This window comes from Gemella sp., assembly GCF_057272915.1.
In genome coordinates this window covers 16,276-40,726 of record NZ_DBHIUF010000007.1, presented here as the reverse complement: position 1 = coordinate 40,726, position 24,451 = coordinate 16,276, and the positions used below count along the sequence as shown (strand labels likewise).

Genomic DNA, 24,451 nt, shown 5'->3' with positions numbered 1-24,451 from the left:
TTTTTAAAAAGAGAATTAAGGTAACTTATAGATGCACAGTAAGATAAAAAAATACTTGGTAAACAATGTCTACCAAGTATTTTAATTTATATTAGAACGCTGGAGTAGCGTGTCCTTTTGATTTAAGTTCTTTGTTAATATAATCTTTAACTTTTTCACTAGCTAATGCTTTTTTAACTGCTTGAACTTTAGCATCATCTTTGTTGTCTTCACGTGCTACAAGTGAGATAGCGAATGTTAAATCTCCTTCTTTTTCAAAAGCTAGACCGTTTTTATCTGGAGTTAATCCTAATTTAGAGATGTAAGTTGGGTAGTTAAATACTAAATCTTTTTCGTTATAAGCTTCGTTTAGGTTAAGTAAGCTTACTTTAGTAAATTTAAGGTGTTTTGGATTATCTTTGATATCTGCTTCTGTTACTGTAAAGCTATTTGGATCTTTAAGAGTAATAACTTTAGCGTGATCTAATAAACGTAAAGCACGAGCTAAGTTTGTTGGATCTGAAGGGATAGCTACATCAGCACCATCTTTAAGATCTTTAATATCTTTAAGAGTTTTTGAGTAGAATGATACAGTCGCGTTGTAAATTGGTTGAATAGCTACAAGATGAGCATTATTTTTTTGGTTAAATTGTTCCATGAATGGTCTGTGTTGGAAGAAGTTAGCATCAACTTCTTTATTGTTTAATGCAACGTTAGCTTGAACGTTATCAGAAACTTTAACGATTTCTAAGTTGTAACCTTCTTTTTTAAGATCGTCTTTGATCATTTCTAACATGTCTGTCATTGGAGAAGTGTGAGAAGCTACTTTTACAGTAACTGGTTCTTTCTTCTCTTCTTTTTTAGGTGCTTCAGTTTTGCTTGAACATGCTGTTAAAACTAATAATAATGCAGCTAAGCTAGCTATAAATGAAATTATTTTCTTCATTATATTTTCTCCTATTAAGTATATTTTTTATTTAGAGGTAAGGTTGTTGATTGTATATATTATAGATTTTGAATTAGTAATAATAAATATTAATTAGAAAGCTGCAGTAGCTTTACCATCATAATTTTTTTGTAGGAAATCTTTAACTTTTTGGCTTGTTAAAGCTTTTTTCAATGCTTGGATTTTTGCATCGTCTTTGTTGTCTTCACGAGCTGCAAGAACACCAGCATATGTAAAGTCAGCTTTATCTTCCATTAGAAGTCCATCTTTCATTGGTGTAAGGTTTAATTTAGCAATGTAAGTAGGGTAGTTGAATACTAAATCTTTTTCTGCATATGCATCACTTAAGTTTAAAAGACTAACTTCTGTAAATTTAAGATGTTTTGGATTATCTTTAATGTCTTTTACAGTAACGTTATAGCTGTTAGGATCGTTTAATGTAATTAACCCACCGTGAGCTAATAATCTTAATGCACGAGCTAGATTTGAAGCATCAGATGGAATAGCTACATCAGCACCATCTTTAAGATCTTTAATGTTTTTGATATTTTTAGAGTAGAATGCTGGGATTGAGTTATAAACTTTTGCAACAGCTACTAAGTTTGTTTTATTTTTTTCGTTATACTGTTTCATGAATGGTTCATGTTGGAAAAAGTTAGCATCGATTTCTTTGTTTGCTAAAGCAACGTTAGCTTGAACATTATCAGATACTTTTACAATTTCAAGAGTATATCCTTCTTTTTGTAAATCCTCTTTAACTAATTCTAACATGTCAGTAAATGGTGGGACATGAGCAGCAACTTTAATTGTTTTGTTTTCTTTTTTTTCTTCTTTTTTATCGCTAGTTTTGCTTGAACATGCTGTTAATACAAGCACAAGAGCTAAAAGACTAGCAACAATAGATAATACTTTTTTCATTAATCTATTTCTCCTTCTTGTTTGTGAAACGTTTAGCTAATCCATAACCTATAGATTGAATAATAAATACATATATAATAAATATTATTACTATTAAATACATTAGATCATAATTGTACTCTTGATATCCGTATCTGAATGCAAATTCACCAAGACCACCTGCTCCGATTACACCCATTACAGTAGTATACGCTAGTAAACTAATAGTAGTATAGGTGAATGACAAGATTAAGTTATCCATTGTAGCAGGTAATAAGAAGTATCTAATAATTTGAATTTTTGTAGCTCCCATACTTATAGCCCTATCTACAATCTTTTTAGGAACGTTTATTAATGCTTGCTCAACAAAACGTGCATAGATACTTACACCAACTAGTGTAAGAGGCAAGATTGCTGCAATATTCCCAAAAGATGTTTTAAATAGAAATCTATTTACAGGAATTAATATGAATACAAAAATTAGAAATGGAACACTACGTAGGGCATTAAGAGAAATGCTAAGTCCTTCATAAACTGCTCTATTTTTTAATAAATAATCACGACTGAAAGCAAAAAGCATAATACCTAATGGTAGGGAAATGAAAAATACTGTTAACATAGAGTAAATCATCATATAGTTAGTTTCCCAAAATGCTTTCATGATACCATCGTAATTGGCTTTAAATAAATCAATCATTTAGTAAAAACTCCTTTACGTAGTTATAGTAATTACTGTCGTAATCGTCTTTTGCATTTTTATTAGGTACGACAATATCTTTTATAGTAGAATCATCGATAACTACCACTCGATCACAGAAGTTCTTCAGTAATGAAAGGCTGTGAGAAATCATAACAATTGAAATGTCAGTTGTAGTTCGCAGTTTATTTAATAGTGCAAAGATTTCTTTTTCACTATTGGTATCTAATGCAGAACTGATTTCATCACAAAGTAGAACTTCGGGTTCTTGTAGTAGTGCCATAGCGATAGCTACTTTTTGTTGTTCACCACCACTTAAGCTACCACAAAGACTGTTTTTTAGTCTTGTAATATTCATGAATTCAAGAATATCATCTATTTTCTTTTTATCAACAGAAACCTTATTTAATTTGTATACTAAACTTAAATGATAATATACTGTTTTATTATCAATAAGATTAGAGTGTTGGAATATATATGCTAGATTTTTTCTAGTATTTCTAAGGGTACTTGCATCCATACCTTTGATAGAAGAGTTTTTATATAGTATATCTCCGCTATCGTATGAAACAATCCCATTGATCATTTTAAGAATAGTACTTTTTCCGGTACCATTTCTACCGATAATTCCAATAACTTCTTTCTTATTAATATCAAACGATATATTTTCTAATTTGAAGTTAGCATCTTTATATTGTTTTGATACGTTTTTTAATTGAACTATCATAATATACCTCCAAGCTAAACTATACCACTTTCGGAAAATGATTTCAAGAGTTTTGTTTAATTTTTTTAAATTATTTGTTCATATTGTTCTATGCCTGTTTGATAGTGTTTAGACATCTGTTGTGCGATTTTTTCCAATTTGTACTGATACAGTTTGTAGTTGTAGATTGAAAGTAGTTTTAAAAATATAACAAAAATAGTAAAGATTACTATTATTATAACGATTTGTATTACTCTTAATTAGAAGATATAAAATGAATTGTATTAGAATAAAAATCAAAAGTGGATTATTTTTTTGTATTACAGGATGAAAAATTAAAGTATTTAACAAAAAAATTAGTGTTTATATTTTCTAAAAATGTTCTCATATAATTCTTTATTTATTTCCTTTAATCGTTTATAATTAAGGATGTGATTAAGGAGGTAATCTATGAAAAAATTGACAATAGTAGATATAGCAAAAATGGCTGGAGTAGGAACTACTACTGTCTCTAGGTATTTTAATGGTGGAAATTTAAAAAAAGAAACACACGAGAGAATTAAAGAAATAGTAGATAAGTATAATTACACGCCGAATACTTTTGCTAAGGCATTAAAAAGTACAGATAGTAAAATTATTGGAGTTATAGTTCCATGTCTTCATTCTTTTGTTAGTGGGAATACTTTAAAATATCTTGATAAAGAATTAAAAGATAATAATTATGAGACATTGATAATGAATGCTAATTTTGATGAAAATAAGCAGGTAGAGTATATAAAAAAATTAGCGAGAATGAATGTAGATGGAATAATCTTATTACCAACAACTATGACTAAAACTTACGAGAGTACTATAAAATCTGTGGATGTTCCTGTTGTTATGTTGGGGCAAGAGGGAGAGTATACATATAGTGTTGAGTATAATGACTTTAATGCAGCAAGAGATTTAACTAATTACATATTAGCAAGTGGTCATAAAAAAATAGCTTATTTAGGGGTTAGTGAGGATGATGTTGCAGTAGGATATTATAGAAAATTAGGAGTAATAAGGGCTTTAGAGAAGTATAATCTAGAACTTGAGAATATTTTAATTACTAATTTTGGTATGGAAGAAGGATATGAAATAGTAAGAGAGAATATTGAAAAGTTGAAAGAAGATAGTTGTTTAATTTGTGCTACGGATAATTTGGCTTATGGAGCGATAAAAGCTCTAGAAGAATCTGGTTTAAGTGTTGGAGAAAATTATTCGGTTGCTGCCTTTGGAGATTATACATCATCAGCACTATTAAAATCACCGTTAACAACGATAAAGTTTGATTTGAAGGATGCTGCCAAGCAGACTGTAGAGATGTTATTGAATATAATAAAAAAAGAAGAGACAGCTATGAAATTATTAATTGGTTATGAATTAAAAACAAGGGATAGTGTAGTTGACTTAAATAATTATGGAGAATAAAGATGACGAAGATAAAGGCAATTTTTTTTGATATTGATGGAACGATTAGAAGTTTTAAAACAAAAACAATTCCGGAGAATACTGCAAATACATTAAGAAAGTTAAAGGAACAAGGTGTTAAGATATTTATTGCTACAGGAAGAGCACCATTTCATACTACATTTTTAAATGATTTATTAGATTTTAAATTTGATGGCTATATTACGATAAATGGTCAATATTGCTATTTAGAAAATGGTGAAGTTTTAAATGATAAGATATTATCTCAAGAAGATATAAAAAATGTTCTTCCTTATTTTAAGGAGAATAAGATTGCGTGTGACTTTGCTTTATTAGATGGTGCATTTATGAATTTGAAAAATTCAAGGGTAAAATGGTTAGAAGATGAGCTAGGAGATTCAGAGCGTTTTAAAGAAGATGTGTTAGCATATGATAAAGCAATTAGTGAGAAAATCTATCAGCTTAATGTCTTTGTATCAGAAGAGGAAGAGGCAGACTTTTTAGCATATATGCCTAATTCAAAAGCGGCTCGTTGGACTACTCATTTTACAGATGTTATCCCGAAAGATGGTGGGAAAAATACCGGAATTGATGCGGTTATCGCATACTTTGGTATTAAATTAGAGGAAACTATGGCATTTGGTGATGGTGGTAATGACATAGATATGCTTAAACACGCTGGTATAGGCGTAGCAATGGGAAATGCTGGGGAGAATATTAAAGAGATTGCAGATTATATCACGACAAGCGTAGATGATGATGGGATTACAAATGCTTTAAAACATTTTAATGTAATATAAAAACAGAGACTAGAAGAATTTTAATAAATCTTCTAGTCTTTAACTATTTACTAAATTTTTCTAAGAATTTATCAACACTTTCTTTTGGCATTATGACGGTGAGTTTGTCATTAGCTTCTAGAATAGTATCGCCCTTTGGCACTATTTCACGTCCGGAGCGTTCAATATGAGAGATTAGTGTATTTTTAGTCCATTCTATTTCTTTTATTGATTTTCCAACTAAGAAACTATCGTTTGAAACTGTTGTAAGGATTTCTACTTCCATTTCAACTTCATCATCGTCTAGTTTATTACTCGATAGAATTCGATCTAATAGATATTCATAAACAGGTTTTGTTCCTAGTATGTTCGCTGTTATATACGCAAATAGGCAACAAAGTGCTATTGGAAGGAAATAGTTAAGTTTTTGTGTCATTTCAAATAATAATATTATTGAGGTGATAGGACTTCTTACAATTGCTGTTAAATATCCAGACATTGATAATATAACAAATAAAGCAGTATATTTGGGATCAAAAAAGTTACTAAATAATGTACCGAGTACAGCACCTTGAATTAAAATAGGTAGGAATATACCACCAGCAACTCCTGATGTAAATGATATAAGTGAGAATAAAGTCTTTATAAAATATAATGTTAATAAAAACATAAAGCTAAATTTATTCTCAATCAAAAATTCTACTAAACTATGTCCACTTCCTAGAACTATAGGATAAAAAATAAATAGGACAAATGAAATGAAAAAAGCTACTTGGGGTCTAAAAACTATATTTAATTTGAAATATTCATAAATTTTGAATAGTATTTTTATAGTAACATTATAAAATGTTCCGAATATCCCTAATAAAATACCTAATAAAGCAACCCAAGGATATATAGTAACTTCCACATAAGGTACATCAGGGAATTTAAATATTGCTGTAAGTCCGAAAATATATTGTCCAACAATATTGGCAACCACAGCAGCACTAAAGCAGCAAATTACGATTTTTTTTGTGATTTGTTTGTGTACTTCCTCTATAGAAAATAAGACACCTGCAAGAGGCGCTCCAAAGGCAATAGAGAGACCGGCACTAGCACCACAAGTAATAAGATATTTTTCTTTAATACTATCCTTTTTTAAAATTCTTGATACAAGTTTTCCACTCATGGCCCCGAGTTGAATGGATGGACCCTCTCTACCTAAAGATAGGCCGCCTAAACTAGCTGTTAATCCTCCAATGATTTTATAAATAAGTACACGTAATGGATTTGAATTAAGTCTACCTGTTATTTCTGCTGATACTTGAGGAATTCCACTTCCACTCGCCATTGGTTCTCGTTTAAGTAAGAAACCTGAAAATAAGGCTAGTAATATTAAGATGGCTAATAATAAAATTTTATATATCAAACCGTTTTTAATAAAATCAGCCGTATAATGAACAAGTTTTTCACTATATCCAATAAGTAATCTATAGCTCGCGCCTACTATTCCTGCAGCAAGTCCAACTAAGATTCCATCAAAAAGTAATGAAGATTCAAGTTTTAAATTTTTGTTATCTATTTTACTAATTTTGGAAATTTTCATTTAAATCTCCTTTCTAAAAAATGTCTATAACATAATTTTACTCTTAAATAGGAAAAAAATCAAAAAAATTTTTAAATATCATTTATTATTAAAAATATAAAATGTGTGATATAATATAATTATGTTAAGAAAGGAGTAAACAGGATGAATATATTAGTAGTTATTGGTATAATAGTGTTAATTATCTTACTAGGACTTTATGCATTTTGGCTTAAATTGTTAAAAGGTAAGCCAGGGAGAATTACTGGAGCTGAAGTAGAGAAAAAATCTTTTGAAGAAGCACTTGTTGTAGATGTCCGCTGGAGAAAAGAGTATGCTAGAGGACACGCAATTAATGCCGTAAACTTACCGATTAAACTTTTTAAAAATAATAGTGACGTGTTAGACGATTATAAAGATAAGGATATAATTCTATATTGTGTAGTTGATGTAACGTCTCGTAACACTGAAAAATTATTAAGAGAGCGTGGATTTACAAAACTTCATATTGGAGATGGAATTAAACAATATGATTATGGTAAGGCAATATACAGCAATGCATTATTATCTGAATTCAAATACCGTATCTCAGTAAGTAAAAATAAGCAGTTTTTAAACTTAGGTAGTGAAATTTTAAATGATGAAGAAATCAAAGTTTCTTCTAATGAAATAGATAGTATTTTAGATAAGTTAAATAAAGATTCAGAAATTTTTGTTTACAATGATAAACCAGAAGAAAGTAAAGCTGTGTGTAAAAAACTTGGTTTAGATGGTTACACAATTATTAATTTAATTGAACCATTTAATACAACTAAATATCGAAATGCTTTTTATAATAAAAATGATTATATAGAAACCCAAGCTGATTTAGAAGCTTCTCCTTGCGGTTGAGCGTAGAAATTAAAATAAACGATAGGTTATCGTTTAAAATTAATGTTAATAAAAGAATGATATTTTCATTATAAGTGGAGGAATCCTTTGTATGATGAAAACAAATTTTGGGAAATTCACATAGAGTAGGATTACTAGATGTGAGTTTCTTTTTTGTATAACTAACATAAAGATTTAATACGTTTACTATAAAAAAATGTTAAATTAGGTTATAATATAAGTGACGGAAAATATGAAATAGAGGAAGATAATTATGAAAATTTTACACGTATTAGCACAATTACCTATTAAGACAGGAAGTGGTGTATATTTTACTAATGTTATTGAAGGGCTTAAACAGTTTGAAGTTGAACAAGCTGCGGTTTATGCAACAACGCCGGAATATGATTTTAATTTTTTAGATGAGAAATTTGAAGTTGAGTTTCAAGGCAAGGATATTAGTTTTCCTATCGTAGGTATGAGCGATATTATGCCTTATGAAAATACTTTGTATAAAAATATGACTGCTGAGATGTTGGAAACTTGGCAAGAAGTATTCCGTAAAAAATTAGAAAAAGCTAAAAAAGAATTTAAGCCAGATGTTGTAATCACACATCACTTATGGATTTTAAGTTCTATAGTTTGTGATGTATTTGAAGGTGAAAAAGTAATTGGAGTTTGTCATAATACGGATATAAGACAAGCTGAAAAGAACCCAGCAATGAAAGATAAATATGTCGAAAGTCTTGATAAATTAGATAAGATATTAGCACTTAGTAGTGGTGTTATAGAAGGAATTTCTAATATTTATAGCTACCCTGAGGATAAAATTATAAATATTGGTGCTGGATATAATGAGAAGATTTTTTATCCTGCTGAAAAATACGAAAAACAGGATAATGTAAAAATTCTATACGCAGGGAAATTTGATGAATCAAAAGGTTTTTATGAGTTGATAAAGGCATTTAGATTATTAGAGAAAAAAGACGCTAATGTAGAATTAGAATTAATAGGGAACTTGAAAGAAGAGGATAGACCTAGGGTCGAAGCCTTAGTTGGTGATTCTAAGAAAATAAAAATTTATAACGCCGTAGATCAAGCACATTTAGGGAAAATAATGAGGCATAAAGATATTTTTATACTACCATCTTATTTTGAAGGGTTAGGTCTTATTGCGGTGGAAGCTTTAGGAAGTGGACTAAGAGTAGTTGCTACTGAGATAGAAGGGCTTATAGAATTTCTTGGGGACAAAATAAATAATTCTGAGATAATAGAATATATAGCAATGCCAATTATTTATGACACTGATAAGGCTGTTGAAGAAGAAAAACCAGCATTTGTAAATAGAATAGTAGGTGCTTTAGAACTTATGATAGAAAGAACAAGAGAACAACGTGAGATTCCTGCTGAGTTACTAGAAGAAATTGAACACCACTCTTGGAAGAGAAAAATAGAAATTATTTATAAATTATTGTAAAATAATACTTAGTGATTATTTGCTAACGATGGATTAAACAAAAGATTACAAATTCATCAATTTAAAATATGTAGATATAAAGTTTTAATGTATTATTGATAAACTTTACGGTTGAGCTTTAATATTAAATAAATTGTACGGGAGTGACTAGAAAAAATCGCTTTGTAAAAATAAGATTTTTGAGTTGCTCCCATTTACAGTTTTTTTAAGAATTATTAGGAGAAGAAAATGGATAAGATAATATTAATAGATGGTAATAGTTTGAGTTATCGTGCTTTTTACGCTATGCCAGCTTTAAAAAATAAAAAAGGACTTTATACAAATAGTGTATATGGTTTTACATTGATGCTAGAAAAAATCTTGGCGGATACTAATCCAAAGTATGCGTTAGTTGCCTTTGATAAAGGTAAACAAACTTTTAGACACCAAAGTTATGAAGCATACAAAGGTACTAGGGATAAAACTCCTAGTGAGTTAGTAGAACAATTTGGGTATGTTAGAGAACTTCTTGATTCATATGGAATAAAGTATGAAGAGCATTTTGATTATGAAGCGGATGATATTATTGGAAGTTATGCTAAAATTGCTGAAAAAGAAGGTTTAGAAGTAATAATAGTGACTGGAGATAAAGACTTAACTCAACTAGCTAGTGAAAATATAACAATTTACTACACTAAGCGTGGTGTTACAGATATAGATTATTATACGCCTGAGTTTATTGCTGAAAAATATGGATTAACTCCAGAACAAATCGTTGACATGAAAGGGCTTATGGGAGATAAGAGCGATAATATCCCAGGAATTGCTGGAGTTGGTGAAAAAACGGCGATAAAATTATTGACTGAATATAAAACTGTAGAAAATGTACTAGAAAATATTGATAATATTAGTGGTAAAAAACTAAAAGAGCGTCTAACAGAAGGACGAGAAGATGCTCTATTAAGTAAAAAACTAGCAACTATTTATACTGAAGTTCCAGTTGACAATAAGTTAGAAGATTTAACATATAGTGAGAATGTAGAACTAAAAAGAGAGTTATTTGAAAAGCTTGAGTTTGTTTCGTTTTTAAGAAAATTATCTCAAGAAACTTCTACTGAAGAGGTGGGCGTAACTGCTGAAGAGGCTGTTGCTCCTAAAAAAGAAATTAATATTGTTTTAGCAGATAAAAATACGAAAATAGATTTTACCGACAGTGCTTTGCATGTTGAGTGTTATACAGAAGATTATCATAACTCAGATGTAGTTGGAATAGTAGTCTATAAAGAAGGAACTGCTTATATTTTTAGTGAAGAACAATTTTTCACTAATGAGTTTGTAGTAGATTATCTTCAAAGTGAAATTTCTAAAACTGTTTATGATTTTAAAAAGATTTTATTTATAGCGAAGAGAAATGGAGTAGATATTAACGGAGAAGTTTTCGATGTGAAAATTGTATCTTATCTCCTTGATGTTAATGCAAAAACTGAAATTGATAAAATCGTCTTTAACTATCTTGGAAAAATAATGTGTAGTGATGAAGAAATATATGGTAAGGGGGCAAAACGAACTTTACCAGTTCAAGAAGTTATTAATCCGTATATAGCTGAAATTGCAGAGAGTATTGCATTGATGAAACCATTGATGGAAGAAAAACTTGCAGAAGAGAATATGACGGACTTGTATAAAGATATAGAGATTAAAGTGGCTAAAGTACTAGCTAATATGGAATTTGAAGGAATACATGTTAGTAAAAAAGCTCTTGAAGAAATGAGTGCAGAATTTGATGAAAGAATTAAAACTTTAGAAGCTAGCATATATACTTTAGCTGGTTCTGAATTCAATATAGCTTCACCTAAACAGTTAGGAGTGGTACTATTTGAAGATTTAGGCTTACCACCGATTAAGAAAACAAAAACTGGTTATTCTACAGCTGTAGAGGTACTAGAACAACTACAACATAGTCATGAAATTATTCCATTGATTATGGAATATAGAACTATTACAAAATTAAACTCGACTTATGCAAAAGGGTTAGTAAAAGATATTACTCGTGAAGGAAAAATTCATACGCGTTATGAGCAAACATTAGCTCAAACAGGGCGCTTATCGTCAGTGAATCCAAATCTTCAAAATATTCCAACGAGAATTGAAGAAGGGAAAAAAATCAGAAAAGCATTTGTTCCAGCCTCTGATGATAGAGTAATCTTATCTATTGACTATTCGCAAATAGAGCTTAGAGTATTAGCTCATATCGCACAGGACGCAGGAATGATAGATGCCTTTAAACATGATGTAGATATTCATACTAAAACAGCTAGTGATGTTAACGGAGTCAGTCTTGATGAGGTGACTTCTTCAATGCGTCGAGAAGCTAAAGCTGTTAACTTTGGTATTGTTTATGGAATTTCTGATTTTGGTCTATCTAATAACCTTGGGATTACTAGAAAACGTGCGAAAGAATTTATCGATAAATATTTAGAAACATTCAAAGGTGTTGATAAGTATATGACTGATATCGTAGATTTCGCTAAAGAACACGGTTATGTAGAAACTTTATTCAACAGAAGAAGAGCTTTACCTGATATTAATGCGAAGAATAAGATTGTGGCTAACCTAAATGCACGTATAGCGATGAATTCACCAATTCAAGGAACTGCTGCAGATATTATAAAAATAGCTATGGTTAATGTATTTGAATATTTAGAAAAAACAAATGTAGATGCAAAATTATTATTACAAGTACATGATGAATTAATATTTGATGTAAATAAAGATATCGAAGAAGAGTTTACAAAAGAAATGATTAAAATCATGGAAAAAGCGGCTAATTTAGATGTTCAACTGAAAGCCGAGGCTAGTAGTGGAGTGTCATGGTATGATGCTAAGTAAAAAATGTAATATTACAAATCTAATATTCTGAAAATTAATTTTAAAAGACAGATAAAAAGCTGGAGTTTTCTTTTAAAATGAAATATATTACAACTTAAAAAACTTATAAAAATATCATAGATAACTTGAGGATTTTTAGAGGTGATTTTTATTGTGCTAACTTATAATTACTATTATAATTGTAAGTTAGCCTTTTTTTATTTATATAAAATACTTTAAAAGTTTGCATAATAAAATATAATAATCTAAAAAAGTTCTTAAAAATAAAAGTTTACAAACTGCCTTGATATTTGATATAATTAATAAAAACAATATTACATGTCAAATGTAAAATAACATTCTGAGGAGATGTGGTTATGAATAACAATCCATTAGTTAACGCAAGAGAGCAAATTAAAGGTGCTTGTGAAGTTTTAGGTTATAAAGAAGAAGTGTATGAATCTTTAAAAGATCCGCAAAGATTTATTGAGATTTCTATTCCTGTTAGAATGGATAATGGTGAGGTGAAATACTTTAAAGGATTCCGTTCTCAGCATAATGATGCAATTGGTCCTACAAAAGGTGGATTAAGATTTCATCCACTTGTAACAGCTGATGAAGTTAAGGCGTTATCAATTTGGATGACATTTAAATGTGCTGTTGCTAATCTACCATATGGTGGAGGTAAAGGTGGTATTATCGTAGATCCAAAAGATCTATCAAAAGGTGAATTAGAAAGATTATCACGTGGATATATTCGCGGGTTGTACAAATATCTGGGTGAAAAACAAGATGTTCCTGCACCAGATGTTAATACTAATGGACAAATCATGTCTTGGATGATTGATGAGTTTAATGTTCTTACTGGAGAACAAGGTATAGGAACTTTAACTGGGAAACCATTAGAATTAGGTGGTTCTTTAGGTAGAACTCAAGCGACTGGATACGGTGTAGCACTTGCTGCAAAATTGGCACTAGAGAAATTAGGGAAATCTACAGAAGGTGCGAAATTTGCTGTTCAAGGTTTCGGTAACGTAGGTAGTTATACTGTTGATACAGCCGTGAAATTTGGTGCTACTGTAGTTGCTGTAACTGAGCGTGACGATGATGGTGTTCAGTATGCTGTTTATCGTGAAGAAGGATTATCATATGCAGAGTTGCAAGAATGTAAAGATAAGAGAGTTAGATTCCATACATTACCAAATACAAAACGTTTAACTTTAGATGAATTTTGGGCTTTAGATGTGGATGTAGTGTGCCCTTGCGCATTAGAGAATGCTATCGATGAAAAAGAAGCTAATTTAATAAAAGCTACTGTTGTCTCAGAAGGAGCTAATGGACCAGCAACTTTAGCTGGAGATAAAACTCTACAAGAAAGAGGAGTCGTGGTAATTCCTGATATTCTTGCGAACAGTGGTGGTGTTACTGTATCTTACTTTGAATGGGTACAAAACTTACAAGGTTACTACTGGACAGAAGAAGAAGTTGTAGAAAAACAAGCGAGAGTTATGACAAAAGCATTTAATGATATTTGGGAAGTGAAAGAAAGATTTGCTATTCCTATGAGAAAAGCTGCTTATGTAAACTCTATAGAAAAAATTGTTAAAAACATGAAGCTAAAAGGTAAATTAAGCTAATTATAATTTAAAAGGTGAATCACTAGGAGAAATGATTTCTAGTGATTCACCTTTGCTATTTATTCGAAAGGACTTCGAGTATATAATCATCGAATTGATGTTGGAATATTTTTTTATAATCTAAAAATTTGTAATGTTGAATTTCTACATTTTGTAGAGTATCTAGAAGTTTGAGTTGAGTTTCAATTGGAGTTTTAGGATCTAGGTATGAAAGTGCATAATGTACTTTTTGAGTTATAGAATTACTGAAATTTAGTACATCTATTGAATTTAGTGTGTCATATAGATAATCTATCTTGTCAGAAAAATCACTTTCAAACTTATAAATATTTTTGAAAAAAGGATTCTTTTTATTTTTGATATATGTGTTTTTAATATCGCAAAGTGAACAATCTGAGATGAATATCTCTTTAATAGAATTGTAATAACTTGCACAAACTATGCTAATAGCAGCCCCTTGACCTAGTCCAGTTACTAGAATTTCTTTATTCGGAAAGAGCTTTTCTATAATACTTATAGTATCTAGTGCATCTTGATAAGCTAGATTAAAATACAATGTGGATGAAGAACTATCTAAAAATGGGAAATGAGAACAAGGTGTCTTATTCTCGCTATTACCTGCTTGCCCTCGAATATGTAGTGAGGCTAAAACGTAGTCTAGCATACTGTATTTCGTTAAATTCAAATAATCTTTATTTTTCACCTTGTATTCAGGGAAGTCGACGATAACTCCTTTAATGTTTGACTTAGGTATAGCTAAATCTATTTCTATTTGTGAATTATCTGTTCCTTGAAAAATTATTTTTTTATATTGAACAAATGGGTGTGGTATATCAATTATATTTTCTTTATATACTAGTTTTCTATTTTTTTCTAAATTCATAATGCACTCCTATTCAACTTCTAATAAAAACTTAACTATTTCATCATTGAAGTTTGGAATATTTTCGTGATAATATTTTTTATATAAGTACAGTTTTTTCTGATTTTTGATACTATCATATATTTTTTCTTGGGTTTCTTTAGGGCAATCTTCGTCTAAATTTGAAATACCGAATAATACTTTACACTTTAAAAGTTTAGCAAAGTTTAATGTATCAAGGTAGTAAAGGTTATTCAAGAAAGTATCGGTATTTTGTCCACTTGTATTAAACCATCTTGCGTGATGAGTGAATTCTGAATATGCATTATTTCTATTGTCTTTTTCATAATTATTTTGAAAGTCTGCTAAGAATGGATATAAACTTATGCATTTCGTTACATTTTTATTTAATGCTGAAAATATTATAGAATATGCTCCGCCTTGAGATGCTCCATAGGTAACTATATTTTTTGAATCTACTTCATCAAATGAGCCAACTATTTTAGAAAGAATGAGTGTATCTAGAATATTTTTATAAAAAATCATATTTTCTATATTTTCATCAAGTCCTACTGTTAGATGTCCAAAAACTGAGGGTGAAGAACTACCTGAATCTTTACTTTTACCGCCTTGATTTCTAAAATCTATTGCGACGACATCATAGCCAAGAGAAGCAAATGTAGATTTTTCTAACCAGTTTCTACTTGATGCAGGATATCCATGAAAATAAAAAAGTACGGGTATATCTTTATTCGGATATAATTTTCTATACTGCATATTTTTTATGTATTTTGCATAAATATTAGAATTATCATAGCTAGTGAAAGTTAAATCATAAAATTTTATATTCTCAAATTTAGAAAATGGAGTTTTCTTTAGGGTGTATTGGGGCTGAATAGTTTTTATTAATTTAAGCTTTTCTGTCCAAAATTTTTGAAAATTTTCCATGGTGCACCTCGATTTAACGTTTTCATTCATTTATATACTATCATTCGTATTAAAAAAATTCCAATATTTTGAATTGTAATATTTATTAGTTTTTCTAATCTGAAAAATCGAAGGATACTATAATAATTGAAAAAAAAGTTTATATGTAGTAAAATTATTTATTAATGACTAAAAAATTATAAGGAAAGAGGTTAAATTAAAACCATATGGATCTCAGTATCTTAATTAAAATATTAATAATTGTATTATTACTTATTGCCTCGGCAATATTTGTAATGTTTGAATTTGCACTTGTTAAACTTAGACCAACAAGGGTGAATGAATTAGTGGAATCAGGAAATAAAACTGCAAAAATATTAGTTACGATGGTAGAACAATTAGATCACTACTTATCTGCGACACAGCTAGGTATTACAATTGTTTCTCTTGGATTAGGTTGGATAGGGGAATCAACATTCCATTCTCTATTTAATCCTATTTTTGAATTGTTAAACTTAAATGAAACTGTTACGCATACCATTTCATTAGTGGTGTCATTCGGATTTATGACATTATTACATGTGGTTTTAGGGGAATTAGTTCCTAAAACTATAGCGATTCAATCTGCAGAAAAAACGTGTTTACGAGTGGCTTGGCCAATGTATATGTTCGATAAAGTTATGAGACCGCTAGTGTGGTTACTTAACTCATTAGCTAATCTTATAGCGAAAATGTTTGGATTCGAACCTGCTTCTGAACATGATGATATTCATAGTGAACAAGAACTTAGAACGATTATGAAATCTTCAAGACTACACGGTCAAATTAATGATGTAGAATACCGCTATGTAGAAAGAGTGTTTGAGTTTGATAATAAAATTGCTAAAGAAATTATGACGCCTAGAACAGAGGTTGAGGCAATTGATATGAGTGATTCTCTAGGGATAATAATGAGACAATTAAAACAAGAAGAATACACAAGATATCCAGTAATTGAAGATGGAGATAAAGACCAAATACTAGGGATTTTGAATGTTAAGAAATTATTATTCACAGATAAACCTATAGAAACTACTAAAGATTTAGAAGAATATATTACACCAGCTATAAAAATCTTTGAACATACGCCTATTTCTCAAGTTTTAGCAACTATTAAGCAAAATAGAGAACATATGATTGTTATAACAGATGAATATGGAGGAACTAGTGGTGTAGTTACACTTGAGGATATAGTTGAGGAGATTACTGGAGAAATTCGAGATGAGTTCGATGAAGATGAACAGAGTTTAGTTAAAAAATTAAAAAATGGACATTATCTAATTGATGGTTGGGTCCCAATTCAAGATGTAAATGCACTGTTTCATGTACATCTACCTCATGAAGAAGTGGATACTATTGGGGCTTATGTATATTTAGAAAAATACGAAGCAAAAGTGGGAGCAGTTTATTCTATAGATAAACTAACGTTTGTAGTTAGAAAAGTAGAAGAAAATCAAATACGAACTTTAGAAGTTTGGAAAGAAAAATAAGAGGAATTAGAAGAAATGGTGGTGAAACGCTATTTCTTCTTTTTATATATGATGCAATAAATTACTGTTGTAGCTAAAATGAACTTAAAAATTGCTAGTTTATCTTTACTATTCCGAACAATAGTGGTATTATATACATATAATATACGAATAAAATATGTTGAGTGTATATAGTGAAGAGAAAGCTATATGCATGTAAGGAGTATAAAATGAAGTTAAAGAGAAGTGAAAGAATAGTTGTAATGACGGAGTATTTATTAAATAATCCTAATAAATTAATTCCGTTGACGTATTTCGTTTCAAAATTCAATCAAGCTAAGTCTTCTATAAGTGAAGATATACACATAATAAAAAATGGTTTTAAAGAAGAAAATATTGGAGAGGTTAAAACGCTAGCAGGAGTGAGTGGTGGTGTAATCTTTATACCTACTTTAGTGGAAGAAGATGCTAAAGCTATTCTTAATGATTTTATGACTAAAATAAATGGTGGAAATCGCCTATTAGCGGGTGGATATATCTTTATGTCTGATATAATAGGGGATCCTAGTTTGATGAATAAGCTAGGACGCGTGGTTGCTACAGTTTATAAAAATAAAGAGATAGATGCTGTAGTTACAGTTGCTACAAAAGGTATTCCGGTTGCTTATGCAATAGCGTCAATATTGAATAAACCAGTAATCATTATAAGACGAGATAATAAAGTAACTGAGGGAACTACTGTTGCAATTAACTATGTTTCAGGTTCTACTAAGAAAATAGAAACGATGATTCTTTCTAAAAGAAGTTTAAATACAGGATCAAAAGTACTACTAGTGGATGATTTCATGCGTGGAGGAGGGGTCCTAACAGGTATGGAAAGCTTAATGAGTGAATTTGATGTTGATGTTGTTGGAAAAGTTATAATTACACAGTGTTTTGATTCGCCAAGAGAACATGAAGATGATTATTTATACTTGTCTAAGATAGAAAATATCGACGAATTTAATGGAACATTTGATGTTAAATTAGGGAATGTTTTAGAAAAATTACGCCAAGTAGAAAAAGAGGATATTGGAAATGAGTAATAATAGATATGCAGTTATATTAGCGGCTGGAAAAGGAACTAGAATGCAGTCGAAGTTATATAAGGTATTACACAAAGTTTGTGACAGAACAATGGTTGAACTAGTATTAGATAGCCTTAGTGATTTAGAGATGCAAGAAGTAATTACCGTAGTTGGTCACGGAGCAGAAAGAGTTAAAGAAGTCTTAGGAGATAGAACTAAGTTTGTTCTACAGGCAGAACAACTAGGAACAGCTCATGCTGTTAAAGTTGCTAAAGATGAACTTAAAGATAAAGAAGGTACGACTATAGTAATGTATGGAGATACTCCACTAATTCGTCCTGAAACTATCAATAGTATGCTAGATCACCACGAGAACACAAATGCTAAAGCTACGGTATTGACAGCAATAGCTGATGACCCATTTGCATATGGTCGTATAATTCGTGATGTTAATGGGAAATTAGTGAAGATAGTTGAAGAAAAAGATGCAACAGAACAAGAGAAAAAAATCAAAGAAATTAACTCTGGAATCTACTGTTTCGATAATAAACTTTTATTTGAAATGTTAGAAAAAGTTAAAAACGATAACAAACAAGGTGAGTATTATTTACCAGATGTACTTGGTTTGATTCGTGAACAAAAAGAAATAATTGAGACATATTTATGTGAAGATTTCGATGAAACTTTTGGGGTCAATGACAGAGTGGCGTTAGCTTATGCCGAAAATGTTATGAGAAACAGAATTAATACTAAACATATGCTAGCAGGAGTAACATTGGTAGATCCAACTAATACATATATTGCACCAAATGCAATTATTGGTCGTGATACGACAATTTATCCAAATGTTACTATAAAATCAAACACGGTAATCGGCGAAGATTGTCAAATTAAACCAAACTCATATTTAGAAAATGTGAAAATAGGGAACGGTGTTAAAGTATTGTCTTCAACAATTAGTGATTCAAAAATAGGAGATTTTACTAGTGTAGGTCCATATGCGCATATTAGAAATAACTGTGAGTTAGGTGAACATGTTAGAGTTGGGAATTTTGTAGAGTTGAAAAATACAACTTATGGAGATGGTTCTAAAACTGCACATTTAAGTTATTTAGGTGATACAGAAGTAGGAAATAATACAAACATTGGATGTGGAACAATCACAGTAAACTATGATGGTAAAAATAAATATCGTACAAAAATAGGAAATGATGCATTTATAGGATGTAACTCTAATTTAATAGCTCCTTTAGAAATTGGAGACGGTGCGGTAGTTGCAGCTGGAACGACAGTTACAGAAAATGCGCCAGATGATACATTAGTAATAGCTCGAGTAAAACAAGAAAATAAAATGGGTTATGCTAAAAAAATGCCAGCAGGTAGAAAATCGTAAAATATTATAGTTAGATTTAGAGATTGTTGTTATAGTAAAAATAATGAAATTTAACTGTACTAGTCGGATATTAAAAAAATTTTTAATTTTATACAATATCGAGAAAATATATGAATAATACTGAAGGAAGCATGAAAGATGGTTTAAATAACTTGTCTTTCATGTTTTTTTATCTTGAAATAGTTTTCTAAAAAGTATATAATTACATATGAAAAGGATGTGTTACAAATATAGTGTTTGTATTATAATAAAAATGTAAGGAGGAAAAATCATGAAATCAAAACACCAAAAAATATTAGAATATATTAAAAGTCTACCAATCGGAAGCAAAATATCAGTTCGTCAAGTGGCTAAAGAGCTAAAAGTAAGTGAAGGGACAGCTTATCGAGCTATAAAAGAGTCGGAAAATCGTGGTTTTGTTTCTTCTATTGAACGAGTAGGTACGGTAAGGATTCAGAAGAAAGAACGAGATAATGTGGAAAAATTATCATATTCTGAGATTGTAAATATAGTTAGTGGACAGTTGATTGCAGGTCGTGGAGGAGTTCACGAGATAGTTCAAGATTTTGCGATTGGAGCTATGGATTCTGAACAAGTTGGGCAACATATTAGAAAAGGTACATTATTAATAATAGGAAATCGTCCAAAAATCATAGAAATGTCATTGGAAAAAGGATGTGCAATCTTAGTAACGGGTGGTTATGTTCCAAATGATTCAATTAGAGCATTGGCGGATAGTAAGAACTTACCTTTAATTATTACACCACATGACACTTTCTCGGTTACTCATTTAATAAATAGGGTAACAAACGACCAAATAATTAAAAGAGATATAATTACTGTTGAAAGTATTTATATAAAAACTGAAAAATTATATACTATTAATTTAAATAATACGGTAAAAGATTGGTATGACCTTCAATTAGAAGTAGGACACACTAGATATCCTGTTGTTAATGAATATGGAAAATTAGTTGGTATAATTGCAGCATGTGATGTATTTTTACAAGATAAAGATGCGTTAATTAAAGAAGTCATGGAAAGAAAAGTTGCGACTACTACTTTAGATACTCCAATATCTTCTGTAGCGAATACTATGCTATCAGAAGGTTATGAGCTTATGCCTGTAATTGATTCTAAAAATACATTATTAGGAATAGTAACAAGAAAAATTGTTATAAATTCACTATTAACTAATAATAGATTCCAAGATGGAAATAATAATGATACATTCGATGAAATTATGCGTAAAGGAATAGTACCTAGAGCAGATGGACTGCAGGTTAAAGTTATACCTCAAATGTTAGATCAATTTGGTACTTTTTCTAGTTCGGCACTATTGAGTATTATTGATGAATCTATTCATATTACAAGTTATAACTACAATAGAAGTGAGGTTCTAATGCAAAATGTATCTCTTTATTTCTTAAAATCAGTTCCTTTGGATAGAACAATAACTACAAAAGTAAATATCTTGGATATTGGTCGAAAAACTGCTAAATTTGATGTAGAAGTTTATGATAAGACGGAATTAGTGGCAAAAGCTATGGTAACATGTCAAGTATTCCAGAGAAATTAGAGAAAGAAGAAGTTAAATGGATATATACGAAAATTTATATGAGGAAATTTTTCAAAAAATAAAAGAAAATGATAAAATTATAATTCATAGACATGAAAGACCTGATCCAGATGCTTACGGATCTCAGGGCGCTATGTATCAACTTATCACAGAAAATTTCCCGGAAAAAACAGTAATAACAGTAGGTAAAGACTCACCATCCTTAGATTTTTTATTTAAAAATTCAGAAGTAACAGAAGAAGACTATAAAGATGCCCTTGTTATAGTAACTGATACAGCAAACTTCCCTAGAATAGATGGAAAACTATTTACTAAAAACAACTTTCTTATAAAAATAGATCATCATCCGCCTTTAGATAATTATGGAGGAATTAATTTAGTTAACACTGATGTTTCATCTTGTAGTGAATTGATATATAATTTTTATGAGTATTTAAATAAAAATTATGGTATTAAATTAAATGATGAAGCTGCTAAATTATTATACCTTGGTATAGTAGGAGATACTGGAAGATTTTTATTCCCGAATACTTCTAACGACACACTAAGAGTTGCATCAGAATTAATAAAATATGATTTTAATATGAGTGCGCTATTAGATAAGATGGAGATAATTAGTGAAAACATTATGCGTTTTAGAGCATTTATTTTTGAAAATTATGATGTCTATCAAGATGGTGTTGCATATCTAAAAATTACCAAAGAAGATATGGATAAATATGGAGTAGATCCTGGTGAAGTTTCTACAGGGGTCAATTTACTTAGAAGTTTAAAAGATTTATATGCATGGTGTTTCGCTATCGATGAAGGTAATAAAGTGCGTGTGCGTATACGTTCTAAAGGCCCTGTAATCAATACTCTTGCTGAAAAATATGCAGGTGGAGGTCATCCGTTAGCGAGTGGAGCAACGGTGAAAAACTGGGAAGAATTAGATGATTTATTAGATGATATGGCTCGAGTAGTGGCAGAATATCTTAGAGAAAATAATATCAAAATAGAAAATTAATATTATATTTTCGGAATTTTTTCTAAAATATTGTTAATAATTTTCCTTGACAAGTCTAACGCTATAGTGATATACTTATTAGAAATTAATAAAAACCAATACTCGTATAAGTAATAGGCGGAATATTTAAAGAGAGTACCGTGGCTGAGAAGGTATATTAGGAAGTTTATGAAGATGGTTCGAGTGGTTAATAAGGTAAACATAAATTGTAAACTTTGTTCGGTGGTCCACGTTATAGGATAGACTATGTTAGTAGTTGTAATAAGTAAAATGTAAGGTGGTACCGCGTATGACGCCCTTATTCTGAAATTCAGAGTAAGGGTGTTTTTTTATTTTCAAAAAGAGAAAGGAGATAGACATGATTGAATTAAAAAAAGTTAATAAGATATATAATAATAAAGTTCATGCTCTAAAAGATATTAATTTAAAGGTTGAAAAAGGTGACATTTATGGAATAATCGGTTATTCTGGAGCTGGTAAAAGTACGTTAGTAAGGCTGTTAAATGGACTTGAAGTAGCAACAGATGGAGAGGTAATCATCGATGGTGATGATTTCAACAAAATAACTGAAGAACAACGTCGTTTAAAACGACAAAGAATAGGGATGATTTTCCAACACTTTAACTTACTGTGGAGTAGAACAGTTGCAGAGAACATTGCATTCCCATTAGAAATTCTAGGAAAGTCAAAAGCTGAAATTAAAGAAAGAGTAGAAGAATTAGCTAAATTAGTAGGTTTAGAAGATAGATTAAATGCTTATCCATCTCAACTTTCTGGTGGTCAAAAGCAAAGGGTAGGTATTGCTCGTGCGTTAGCTGGGAATCCTTCAATCTTACTTTGTGATGAGGCTACAAGTGCTCTTGACCCAGAGACAACTGCGGAAGTTTTAAATTTAATTAAAGAAATTCACAGAAAAACTAATATCACAGTTGTTCTTATCACTCACGAAATGAATGTTATTAAGACGATTTGTACAAAAGTTGCTGTTATAGATGGTGGAACAATTGCAGAAGATGGATTAGTTTCAGAAGTATTCTATCATCCAACTCAAGAAGTTACTAAGAAATTCTTAGCTCAAACTTCATTTGCTTCAGAGTTTGAAGAGAGAGAGAATATTGAGGAGTGGAAAAAAATATTCACAGAAGGAGTTATTATTAAATTTACATTTGATAATAATACATCGAAAAAACCGATTCTTAGCACTTTAGTACGAGAAATAGATTTTGATTTTACAATAATTAATGGACATATCGATAAAACTGCAAATGCCAATATTGGTACACTATTTGTTCAGTTAATTGGAACTAAAGAAAATACAGATAAAGCAATATCTAGATTAAATGAACTAGGTATTTTAACGGAGGTGTTATAATGTTTGATTTTTCAAGAGTTAATTGGGATAAAGTACAAGACAAAACAATAGAAACACTTATTATGACTTTTGAGTCACTTATTGCAGTGTTTTTAATTGGTTTGTTTTTAGGGTTATTATTATACTTAACATCTAATAGTGAGAGTGCGTTTGGACGTGGATTTTACGCTGTTGTTACTGCAATAGTTAATATTTTCCGTGCGATTCCATTTATTATCTTAATTGTATTATTAATTCCGTTTACTAAGTTTTTAATTGGTACAATTATTGGTGTTCAAGCAGCAATTCCAGCACTTATTATTTCAGCGGCACCATTCTACGCTCGTTTAGTAGAAATTGGTCTTCGTGAAGTAGATAAAGGTGTAATTGAAGCAGCTCGCGCAATGGGAGCTAAAAATTCGACTATTATCTTAAAAGTTTTAATTCCAGAAAGTTTACCAGCGATAATTTCAGGATTAACTGTTACTGCAATTGCTTTAGTTGGGTCAACAGCTATGGCGGGTGTTATCGGAGCTGGGGGATTAGGTAACTTAGCATACTTAGACGGATTCCAACGTAACAACAGTACTTTAACATTTGTTGCAACAGTATTAATCTTAATTATCGTATTCGCTGTGCAAATTCTTGGTGATACAATTGTTAAGAAAGTTGATAAAAGATAAATATGAAGAAGGGGCTGACCCAAAAGTCCTAAATTTTAACAAAGTGTATATGATAATTCATAGACGCAGTGGTTTATTGACATCTAAATTCGCTTTATAAAAGCTTTTTAGATATCTAATAAACTGTGCGGGGGTGACTCTAAAAAATCGATTTCTCCGAAATCACGATTTTTGAGTCACTCCCTTTTTTGTTTATAAATAAAAAAACATGATCATAA

The 24,451-nt window shown here is 30.2% G+C and carries 20 protein-coding genes; 13 read left to right on the top strand and 7 right to left on the bottom strand.

The genetic code is table 11. From position 1 onward, the window contains the following. Positions 1–91: 91 nt before the first annotated feature. The 4 genes from ACO6OL_RS04310 to ACO6OL_RS04295 all read right to left on the bottom strand — a co-directional run bounded on the left by ACO6OL_RS04310 (position 92) and on the right by ACO6OL_RS04295 (position 3,246). Positions 92–925, bottom strand: coding sequence for a MetQ/NlpA family ABC transporter substrate-binding protein (locus ACO6OL_RS04310; protein WP_485502246.1), 834 nt, complete (start codon positions 923–925; stop codon positions 92–94). Positions 926–1,018: 93 nt separating this feature from the next. Beyond that, positions 1,019–1,843 (bottom strand): MetQ/NlpA family ABC transporter substrate-binding protein, encoded by an 825-nt coding sequence (locus ACO6OL_RS04305; protein WP_314160837.1) that lies wholly within the window; start codon positions 1,841–1,843, stop codon positions 1,019–1,021. A gap of 4 nt (positions 1,844–1,847) precedes the next feature. Further along, on the bottom strand, positions 1,848–2,519 hold the full coding sequence (locus tag ACO6OL_RS04300; protein ID WP_003146663.1) for a methionine ABC transporter permease: 672 nt from the start codon (positions 2,517–2,519) through the stop codon (positions 1,848–1,850). Continuing rightward, complete coding sequence (locus tag ACO6OL_RS04295) at positions 2,512–3,246, bottom strand: ATP-binding cassette domain-containing protein (RefSeq protein WP_294683107.1); 735 nt, start codon at positions 3,244–3,246, stop codon at positions 2,512–2,514. The genes ACO6OL_RS04300 and ACO6OL_RS04295 overlap by 8 nt, the downstream gene beginning before the upstream one ends. A 429-nt stretch (positions 3,247–3,675) precedes the next feature. Between ACO6OL_RS04295 and ACO6OL_RS04290 the strand changes: the two genes are divergently transcribed. Next, positions 3,676–4,680, top strand: coding sequence for a LacI family DNA-binding transcriptional regulator (locus ACO6OL_RS04290; protein WP_485502245.1), 1,005 nt, complete (start codon positions 3,676–3,678; stop codon positions 4,678–4,680). Positions 4,681–4,682: 2 nt separating this feature from the next. After that, positions 4,683–5,480, top strand: coding sequence for a Cof-type HAD-IIB family hydrolase (locus ACO6OL_RS04285; protein WP_485502244.1), 798 nt, complete (start codon positions 4,683–4,685; stop codon positions 5,478–5,480). Between the two features lie 43 nt (positions 5,481–5,523). Here the strand turns inward: ACO6OL_RS04285 and ACO6OL_RS04280 are convergent, their stop codons facing one another. Next, complete coding sequence (locus ACO6OL_RS04280; protein ID WP_485502243.1) at positions 5,524–7,047, bottom strand: ClC family H(+)/Cl(-) exchange transporter; 1,524 nt, start codon at positions 7,045–7,047, stop codon at positions 5,524–5,526. A gap of 144 nt (positions 7,048–7,191) precedes the next feature. Between ACO6OL_RS04280 and ACO6OL_RS04275 the strand changes: the two genes are divergently transcribed. The 4 genes from ACO6OL_RS04275 to ACO6OL_RS04260 all read left to right on the top strand — a co-directional run bounded on the left by ACO6OL_RS04275 (position 7,192) and on the right by ACO6OL_RS04260 (position 13,857). After that, positions 7,192–7,917, top strand: coding sequence for a rhodanese-like domain-containing protein (locus tag ACO6OL_RS04275; protein ID WP_485502242.1), 726 nt, complete (start codon positions 7,192–7,194; stop codon positions 7,915–7,917). Positions 7,918–8,170: 253 nt separating this feature from the next. Next, the gene (locus ACO6OL_RS04270; protein ID WP_485502241.1) at positions 8,171–9,373 is read left to right on the top strand and encodes a glycosyltransferase family 4 protein; all 1,203 of its coding nucleotides are present in this window, start codon (positions 8,171–8,173) and stop codon (positions 9,371–9,373) included. 228 nt (positions 9,374–9,601) lie between these two features. Continuing rightward, entirely contained in the window at positions 9,602–12,241 is a 2,640-nt protein-coding gene (polA, locus tag ACO6OL_RS04265) for a DNA polymerase I (RefSeq protein WP_485502240.1), read from the top strand. 356 nt (positions 12,242–12,597) lie between these two features. Next, the gene (locus ACO6OL_RS04260; protein ID WP_314160644.1) at positions 12,598–13,857 is read left to right on the top strand and encodes a Glu/Leu/Phe/Val family dehydrogenase; all 1,260 of its coding nucleotides are present in this window, start codon (positions 12,598–12,600) and stop codon (positions 13,855–13,857) included. Between the two features lie 55 nt (positions 13,858–13,912). On the opposite strand, the gene ACO6OL_RS04255 is transcribed toward ACO6OL_RS04260, so the two are convergent. Then, positions 13,913–14,740, bottom strand: coding sequence for an acetylxylan esterase (locus ACO6OL_RS04255; protein ID WP_485502239.1), 828 nt, complete (start codon positions 14,738–14,740; stop codon positions 13,913–13,915). Between the two features lie 9 nt (positions 14,741–14,749). Further along, positions 14,750–15,697: an alpha/beta fold hydrolase gene (locus tag ACO6OL_RS04250; protein WP_485502238.1), complete on the bottom strand. Its 948-nt coding sequence runs from the start codon at positions 15,695–15,697 to the stop codon at positions 14,750–14,752. A gap of 176 nt (positions 15,698–15,873) precedes the next feature. Here ACO6OL_RS04250 and ACO6OL_RS04245 point away from each other — a divergent pair, with 176 nt between their 5' ends. The 7 genes from ACO6OL_RS04245 (at position 15,874) to ACO6OL_RS04215 (ending at position 24,233) form a co-directional block, all read left to right on the top strand. After that, positions 15,874–17,175: a hemolysin family protein gene (locus tag ACO6OL_RS04245; RefSeq protein ID WP_485502237.1), complete on the top strand. Its 1,302-nt coding sequence runs from the start codon at positions 15,874–15,876 to the stop codon at positions 17,173–17,175. Positions 17,176–17,384: 209 nt separating this feature from the next. Continuing rightward, positions 17,385–18,239 (top strand): pur operon repressor, encoded by an 855-nt coding sequence (purR, locus tag ACO6OL_RS04240; RefSeq protein WP_314160648.1) that lies wholly within the window; start codon positions 17,385–17,387, stop codon positions 18,237–18,239. Next, entirely contained in the window at positions 18,232–19,614 is a 1,383-nt protein-coding gene (glmU, locus tag ACO6OL_RS04235; RefSeq protein ID WP_485502236.1) for a bifunctional UDP-N-acetylglucosamine diphosphorylase/glucosamine-1-phosphate N-acetyltransferase GlmU, read from the top strand. Before purR ends, glmU begins: the two co-directional genes overlap by 8 nt. Positions 19,615–19,885: 271 nt before the next feature. Continuing rightward, positions 19,886–21,193: a DRTGG domain-containing protein gene (locus ACO6OL_RS04230; RefSeq protein ID WP_314160650.1), complete on the top strand. Its 1,308-nt coding sequence runs from the start codon at positions 19,886–19,888 to the stop codon at positions 21,191–21,193. A gap of 16 nt (positions 21,194–21,209) precedes the next feature. Beyond that, positions 21,210–22,199 (top strand): DHH family phosphoesterase, encoded by a 990-nt coding sequence (locus ACO6OL_RS04225; RefSeq protein ID WP_485502235.1) that lies wholly within the window; start codon positions 21,210–21,212, stop codon positions 22,197–22,199. 358 nt (positions 22,200–22,557) lie between these two features. Continuing rightward, positions 22,558–23,571, top strand: coding sequence for a methionine ABC transporter ATP-binding protein (locus tag ACO6OL_RS04220; protein ID WP_485502234.1), 1,014 nt, complete (start codon positions 22,558–22,560; stop codon positions 23,569–23,571). Then, the gene (locus ACO6OL_RS04215; RefSeq protein WP_485491310.1) at positions 23,571–24,233 is read left to right on the top strand and encodes a methionine ABC transporter permease; all 663 of its coding nucleotides are present in this window, start codon (positions 23,571–23,573) and stop codon (positions 24,231–24,233) included. The genes ACO6OL_RS04220 and ACO6OL_RS04215 overlap by 1 nt, the downstream gene beginning before the upstream one ends. Positions 24,234–24,451 lie beyond the last annotated feature (218 nt).

Excerpts from the sequence above, each read along its gene's own strand:
- ACO6OL_RS04280 (WP_485502243.1), bottom strand. The coding sequence starts at position 7,047 with ATGAAAATTTCCAAAATTAGTAAAATAGATAACAAAAATTTAAAACTT.
- purR (WP_314160648.1), top strand. The coding sequence starts at position 17,385 with ATGAAGTTAAAGAGAAGTGAAAGAATAGTTGTAATGACGGAGTATTTA.
- ACO6OL_RS04275 (WP_485502242.1), top strand. The coding sequence starts at position 7,192 with ATGAATATATTAGTAGTTATTGGTATAATAGTGTTAATTATCTTACTA.
- ACO6OL_RS04255 (WP_485502239.1), bottom strand. The coding sequence starts at position 14,740 with ATGAATTTAGAAAAAAATAGAAAACTAGTATATAAAGAAAATATAATT.
- ACO6OL_RS04250 (WP_485502238.1), bottom strand. The coding sequence starts at position 15,697 with ATGAATGAAAACGTTAAATCGAGGTGCACCATGGAAAATTTTCAAAAA.
- ACO6OL_RS04310 (WP_485502246.1), bottom strand. The coding sequence starts at position 925 with ATGAAGAAAATAATTTCATTTATAGCTAGCTTAGCTGCATTATTATTA.
- polA (WP_485502240.1), top strand. The coding sequence starts at position 9,602 with ATGGATAAGATAATATTAATAGATGGTAATAGTTTGAGTTATCGTGCT.
- ACO6OL_RS04305 (WP_314160837.1), bottom strand. The coding sequence starts at position 1,843 with ATGAAAAAAGTATTATCTATTGTTGCTAGTCTTTTAGCTCTTGTGCTT.
- ACO6OL_RS04225 (WP_485502235.1), top strand. The coding sequence starts at position 21,210 with ATGGATATATACGAAAATTTATATGAGGAAATTTTTCAAAAAATAAAA.
- ACO6OL_RS04230 (WP_314160650.1), top strand. The coding sequence starts at position 19,886 with ATGAAATCAAAACACCAAAAAATATTAGAATATATTAAAAGTCTACCA.
- ACO6OL_RS04245 (WP_485502237.1), top strand. The coding sequence starts at position 15,874 with ATGGATCTCAGTATCTTAATTAAAATATTAATAATTGTATTATTACTT.
- ACO6OL_RS04285 (WP_485502244.1), top strand. The coding sequence starts at position 4,683 with ATGACGAAGATAAAGGCAATTTTTTTTGATATTGATGGAACGATTAGA.
- ACO6OL_RS04295 (WP_294683107.1), bottom strand. The coding sequence starts at position 3,246 with ATGATAGTTCAATTAAAAAACGTATCAAAACAATATAAAGATGCTAAC.
- ACO6OL_RS04220 (WP_485502234.1), top strand. The coding sequence starts at position 22,558 with ATGATTGAATTAAAAAAAGTTAATAAGATATATAATAATAAAGTTCAT.
- glmU (WP_485502236.1), top strand. The coding sequence starts at position 18,232 with ATGAGTAATAATAGATATGCAGTTATATTAGCGGCTGGAAAAGGAACT.
- ACO6OL_RS04300 (WP_003146663.1), bottom strand. The coding sequence starts at position 2,519 with ATGATTGATTTATTTAAAGCCAATTACGATGGTATCATGAAAGCATTT.
- ACO6OL_RS04290 (WP_485502245.1), top strand. The coding sequence starts at position 3,676 with ATGAAAAAATTGACAATAGTAGATATAGCAAAAATGGCTGGAGTAGGA.
- ACO6OL_RS04215 (WP_485491310.1), top strand. The coding sequence starts at position 23,571 with ATGTTTGATTTTTCAAGAGTTAATTGGGATAAAGTACAAGACAAAACA.
- ACO6OL_RS04260 (WP_314160644.1), top strand. The coding sequence starts at position 12,598 with ATGAATAACAATCCATTAGTTAACGCAAGAGAGCAAATTAAAGGTGCT.
- ACO6OL_RS04270 (WP_485502241.1), top strand. The coding sequence starts at position 8,171 with ATGAAAATTTTACACGTATTAGCACAATTACCTATTAAGACAGGAAGT.